This window comes from Sphingomonas sp., assembly GCF_019746015.1.
GTDB lineage: Bacteria > Pseudomonadota > Alphaproteobacteria > Sphingomonadales > Sphingomonadaceae > Sphingomonas.
The window spans coordinates 1-4766 of the sequence record NZ_JAIESM010000025.1; the positions used below are offsets into that span (position 1 = coordinate 1).

Genomic DNA, 4766 nt, shown 5'->3' on the forward strand with positions numbered 1-4766 from the left:
GCCGGGCCGCGCGCATTGCCGCGCGCGCGCCGATGGCCCGGCCGCGCGCCTCCAGCCCGCCGCTCATTGCGCCACCCCCAGCGACAGCGTGCGATAGGGGCGCCACAAAGCCGTGATGGCGCCAGGCGGCGGGCGGCTGGTGTCGCGCTCGGCATAAAGATAGGCGGCGAGCAGCACCACGCCCTGGCGCAGCGGGGCGGGAATGCCGGCCCAGTCCTCGGCCCGGCCGGCGCGACAGCGCACGGCGAGCGTGCGCGCGCCGCCTGTATCCAGCACCCGCACCCAGCCCTCGGCCCGGGCGTCGATCTCGATCTCATAGGCAATCGGCGGCAGCGCGACCGGGGTGCCATCGTCGGCGCGGCCGGCAACCGCGGTGATCGCGCGCACCGGCGCGACCGCCAGCCGCTGCCACCCGCGCGCCGCCGGCAGCACCAGCACCATCTCGCGCGCGATCAGCGCCTGGCCCAGAAACTGCTCGGCCAGCCCCAGCGCCGTTTCGGCAAAGGCGGCGATCAGCGCGTCGTCCTGCGGCAGGGTGACGGCGAGCGCCGCCTTCACTGCCGCAATCGCGGCTGCGCGATCCCCCTCGCCCAGCGTCACCACGCCCAGCGCGTCGGCATCCATTGGCTGTCTCCTTCAGGGCGATTTCGAGGGAGGTGCATCACCTGCCGGCCCGGAAATCGCAGCAAACTTGGGGCGTCAGGCCGGCTCGACCGCTGCCAGCACGGTGCCGGGCAGGTCGTCGGGCACGGTGATGCGGCCCTGGCTGATCGCGGCGACGCGCAAGGCAGAGGCACCGTCGTCGAAGCGATAGCGCAGCCGCGCGCTGCCATTCTCGCCCAGACCCAGCGGCGCGGCATCGAGCGTCAGCCGGTCAGCCGCGCGGGTGGCGGGGGCGCCATTGGTCACGACCGGCGAGCTGGGCGCGGTGCCGCGTTCCAGCTGCATGCCCCAGGCAAAGACGCTGGCGGTCGCGGGCGCGCCGTCAATCGCGTTCCACAGGATCAGCTGGCACGCGGCGGCCGCGCCGGTGCTGGCGGAGACCGAAAAGCGCCGCCACACCGCATCGAGCACAAGGGTCGGCCCCGCCACCCCGTCGAGCCGCAGCGCAATCGCCGGCCCCGGCACGACGGCGCGCAGCCAGACGCTGAAGCAATGCGGCCCCGGCACCGACACCGCAACCGCCGCGAACAGCCGGGAAAAGCCGTCGCCACGCACGAAATCCAGCCGCGCCGCCGGGCTCGCCCCGTCCGGCCCGGGCGCGGCGGCGGGGGTGACAACCGGCACGCTGCCGCCCCAGGCCGCATCGGCCGACCATTGCGGCGCATCGAAGCCGGTCGACAGCGTGACCAGATTATCCGCCGCCGGCTCCACCAGCAGCCCGCGCCGCGCGCCGCCCTGATGCTCGATCCGCGCCGCATCGACGCCCGCCAGCACCAGCCGGCCATCGGCACCCGTCGCCCAGCCCGGCGTCGCCCGGGTGAGCGCAACCCCGGCGGGCAGCGCGTCGCCGGTAAAGTCATAGCCGGCGCGCGGCCGGCGCACCCGGTCCAGCCCCAGGCCAAGGCCGAGCGCGCCCATCAGTAGAGCGCCAGAATGGCGGACGCGGTGGTGCCGCTCGCGCGGATGTGGCGCGCGCGGAGCGGAATGATGCTGCCCGAGGGGACACCGCGCCATTCGCTGTCGGCAGTATCGCCCGAGCCGCGCAGCACCAGATTGCCGCCGGCGCCGACATAAAGCGCCTTGGGGATTTCGGCGAGCGCGGCGGTATCGCTGGGCACCACCGGCACGGCGCGGGTGGCGGGGGCGGCGACATGGTCGGCACGCCCGGCAAAGGCATCGGTCATGGCTGGTCCTTTTTGATGATCGGAAAACAGGCGCGGCGATTGGCCGGCCCGCTCCTCCTCCCCTTCAGGGGAGGAGGTTGGGAGGTGGGGCCTTGATGCAAAGCGCGGCGCCTCTTTGGCCAGGCCCCACCCCAACCCCTCCCCTGAAGGGGAGGGGCTGACTGGCCCTAGTTTGCGGCGAACTTCATCAGCTTGATCGCCTGGCTGTCGCTCACACAGCCGCCCACGCGCTTGCTGGCATAGAAGCTGACGAACGGCTTGTTGCTGAACGGATCGCGCAGGATCTGCGTCTCCGCCCGCTCGGCGATCAGGTAACCGCGCGCGAAATTGCCGAACGCGATGGCCAGCGCATTGGCGGCGATGTCGGGCATGTCCTCGGCCTCCACCACCGGATAGCCGAGCAGGGTCGCCGGTGCCCCCGCCGCGATGCCCGGCGTCCACAGGAACGCGCCATCGGCGGTCTTCAGCTTGCGGATGCGCGCCAAGGTCGCGGCATTCATCACCCACACCGCGCCCTGGCGATAGGGGCCGGCCAGCGCATGGACGAGGTCGATCAGCTGATCGGCCGGATTGGCGCCGAACGCGCCCGCCGCGCCGGTGGCGATGTGCTGCAGCGTGCCGAACGGCCGCACCGCATCCCGCGCGGCCGACGTCGGCACCTGCAGGAAGCCGCGCGGGCGGTTGACGCCGCTGCCGTTCACGAAGGCGGCACCTTCGGCCCTGGCGAAATCGGCGGCAATCTCCCCCGCCAGCCACGCCTCGACATCGAACTGCGCATCGTCCAGCATCGCCTGGGTGGCGCTGGGATTGGCCCACAGATCGCCCATCGGCGGCACGATTTCGGCGAATACCGGCGTGTCGCTTAGCGGCCGTGCCTCATCTTCGGCGGCCCAGCCGGACACTGCGCCGCCCGTCGTCACCAGCTTGCGATAGCCCGACGAGCCGACCCGCACGACGCTTGCGATCTGGCGGATCGGCGACACCGCCTTCAGCGCGGCGTCGATCACCATGTCGATCTGTTCGGGCACGGCATAGCCGCCGCTGGCGCCATCGGCACCGCTCAGCGCCTTGGCCTCGTGCATCTGGCCGGCGCGCAGGAATGCGCCAAAGCCGGGATCAGCGGGGGCGCTGGCCCCGCTCAGCAGCGGGCGCACGCGCGCCGGCGGCAGGGAAAGTTGCGCAAAGCTGTCGGCCAGCGCGTCACTGGGGTTGGTCATTCTCTTCCTCCTCGATGGCATGAACGCGCGCCAGCGGCTGCATCGGCGCGCGCACCAGGCTCACCTCGATCAGCGAGATCGCGGTAAGTTCACGATATGTTCCGCGTCGGCTTCCCGCCACGCGATAGCCGATGGACAGGCCATCGACCGCGCCCGCGCGCACCGCATGGGCGAGCGCCGGTGCCGCGATCCGGCCGATCACCGCCAGCCCGCGCGCATCAACCGCCAGCCGCTCGATCCGGCCGACGGCGTCGCCGCGATGCTCCCACAGCAGCGGCACCTCGGCCGGCAGCGCGCCGATGGCGCCGGCGCGAATGATGTCGCCGCCACGGTCGGGCCGGTCGAACAACGCCGCATAGCCGGCAAAGCGCAGGCTCATTTGGGCAGTTCCTCGATGCCGAAGCGCACCGCAAGGCCGGCAAGCGTCACCGTGCCCAGCACCCGCGCCACCCAGCCCACCGCCGCGCGCCACGCCGATTTGCGCGCGTCGCGCCAGGCCCGCATCAGCTGGCGCAGCTCGTCCATGTCGCGCGCGGCGGCCGGGTCATCCAGCCCCAGCCGGGCAAGCGCGCGCTCGGCCGCCAGCTCGCCGATTTCCTCCGCCATCGCGCGCAGCGTCGCCAGATCGGCGCCCTGCACGGCGGCCTGCGCCATCAGCTGCGCCAGCAGTTCATGGTTGCTCATCATGCCTCCTCCTGAGCGGTGCCCGGCCCGATGCCGAGCATCGCGCGCTTTTCCTCGCGATCCAGGAAATCGGCGTCGCGCACCTGCGCCCATAGCCGCTCGCGGTCTTCGGCGAGCGCCGTCACCCGGTCGATATCGACGGCGATCTCGGCATCCTCGAACCAGCCCGACAGCGCCTGGCCCAGCGCGGAAAGGATGGTGTCGGCCAGCGGCAAGATGGTCTGCCGCCACAGCGCGCGGTTGGCCTCGCGGTAATTGGCATAGGTCGCATCGCCGGGCAGGCCGAGCAGCATCGGCGGCACCCCGAAGGCAGTGGCGATGTCGCGCGCGGCGGCTGCCTTCAGCGCGGCAAAATCCATGTCGGCGGGTGAGAGGCTCAGCGCCTGCCATTTCAGCCCGCCTTCCAGCAGCATCGGCCGCCCGGCATTGCCGGCGCCGGCAAAGCCCAGGTCAAGCTCGGCGCGGATCCGCTCGATCTGGTCCGCGCTCAGCACCGCGCCATCGGCCGGATCATAGACCAGCGCGCCGGAGGGGCGGGCGGCATTGTCCAAGAGGGCCTGATTCCAGGCGGTGGCGGCATTGTGGATGGCAATCGCGCCCGCCGCCGCGCCCAGGCAGCCCAGGCCATAATGATCGTCCACCGGGTTGAACGCCTTCACATGCACGATCTGCGGCCGGCCATCGGCGCTTTCGGCGATCAGCGTCTGCCGCGCCTCGCCCAGGCGATAGCAATAGGCGGCCGGCCAGCCGCGCGCATCGGGCAGCGCGCTCACCCGTTCGGGGCGCAGCGCGAACAGCTCGCGCACGCCGCTTTCGTCGGCGATGATCTGGACATAGGCATTGCCGTGGAGCAGCAGCTGCGCGGCGAGCGTTTCGGTGAGCAGCTGCCCGCCCGAGCGCGCCACCACCAGCGCCCGCACCGCGCCATTGCGCGCGCCGAGCGGCGCCCCGCCCACCCCTTCCGCGACGATCCGCACCGCGCGCTGGGCAACCGGATTGGTTAGATAGAGCTGGCGCA

7 protein-coding genes are annotated in these 4766 nt (G+C 72.2%); all 7 read right to left on the bottom strand.

Features of this window, described 5'->3' with window-relative positions; genetic code table 11:
* Window positions 1–63: 63 nt before the first annotated feature.
* Window positions 64–624, bottom strand: coding sequence for a hypothetical protein (locus tag K2Y03_RS03885; RefSeq protein ID WP_294088420.1), 561 nt, complete (start codon window positions 622–624; stop codon window positions 64–66).
* A gap of 75 nt (window positions 625–699) precedes the next feature.
* A complete protein-coding gene (locus K2Y03_RS03890) occupies window positions 700–1581 on the bottom strand; it encodes a hypothetical protein (RefSeq protein WP_294088421.1) in 882 nt (293 codons plus the stop codon).
* A complete protein-coding gene (locus K2Y03_RS03895; RefSeq protein ID WP_294088422.1) occupies window positions 1581–1847 on the bottom strand; it encodes a hypothetical protein in 267 nt (88 codons plus the stop codon). Before K2Y03_RS03895 ends, K2Y03_RS03890 begins: the two co-directional genes overlap by 1 nt.
* A 167-nt stretch (window positions 1848–2014) precedes the next feature.
* Complete coding sequence (locus K2Y03_RS03900; protein WP_294088423.1) at window positions 2015–3064, bottom strand: phage major capsid protein; 1050 nt, start codon at window positions 3062–3064, stop codon at window positions 2015–2017.
* Window positions 3048–3443 carry an HK97 family phage prohead protease gene (locus K2Y03_RS03905; RefSeq protein ID WP_294088424.1) on the bottom strand — a complete coding sequence of 132 codons (396 nt, stop codon included), beginning with the start codon at window positions 3441–3443 and terminating at the stop codon, window positions 3048–3050. The genes K2Y03_RS03900 and K2Y03_RS03905 overlap by 17 nt, the downstream gene beginning before the upstream one ends.
* A complete protein-coding gene (locus tag K2Y03_RS03910; protein WP_294088425.1) occupies window positions 3440–3748 on the bottom strand; it encodes a DUF6127 family protein in 309 nt (102 codons plus the stop codon). Before K2Y03_RS03910 ends, K2Y03_RS03905 begins: the two co-directional genes overlap by 4 nt.
* On the bottom strand, window positions 3748–4766 hold a 1019-nt coding region (locus K2Y03_RS03915), incomplete at its 5' end, for a phage portal protein (protein ID WP_294088426.1). The genes K2Y03_RS03915 and K2Y03_RS03910, both read right to left, overlap by 1 nt.

What these genes read in the sequence shown, in the direction of transcription:
- K2Y03_RS03885 (WP_294088420.1), bottom strand. Translation starts at nt 624, where the DNA reads ATGGATGCCGACGCGCTGGGCGTGGTGACGCTGGGCGAGGGGGATCGC.
- K2Y03_RS03890 (WP_294088421.1), bottom strand. Translation starts at nt 1,581, where the DNA reads ATGGGCGCGCTCGGCCTTGGCCTGGGGCTGGACCGGGTGCGCCGGCCG.
- K2Y03_RS03895 (WP_294088422.1), bottom strand. Translation starts at nt 1,847, where the DNA reads ATGACCGATGCCTTTGCCGGGCGTGCCGACCATGTCGCCGCCCCCGCC.
- K2Y03_RS03900 (WP_294088423.1), bottom strand. Translation starts at nt 3,064, where the DNA reads ATGACCAACCCCAGTGACGCGCTGGCCGACAGCTTTGCGCAACTTTCC.
- K2Y03_RS03905 (WP_294088424.1), bottom strand. Translation starts at nt 3,443, where the DNA reads ATGAGCCTGCGCTTTGCCGGCTATGCGGCGTTGTTCGACCGGCCCGAC.
- K2Y03_RS03910 (WP_294088425.1), bottom strand. Translation starts at nt 3,748, where the DNA reads ATGAGCAACCATGAACTGCTGGCGCAGCTGATGGCGCAGGCCGCCGTG.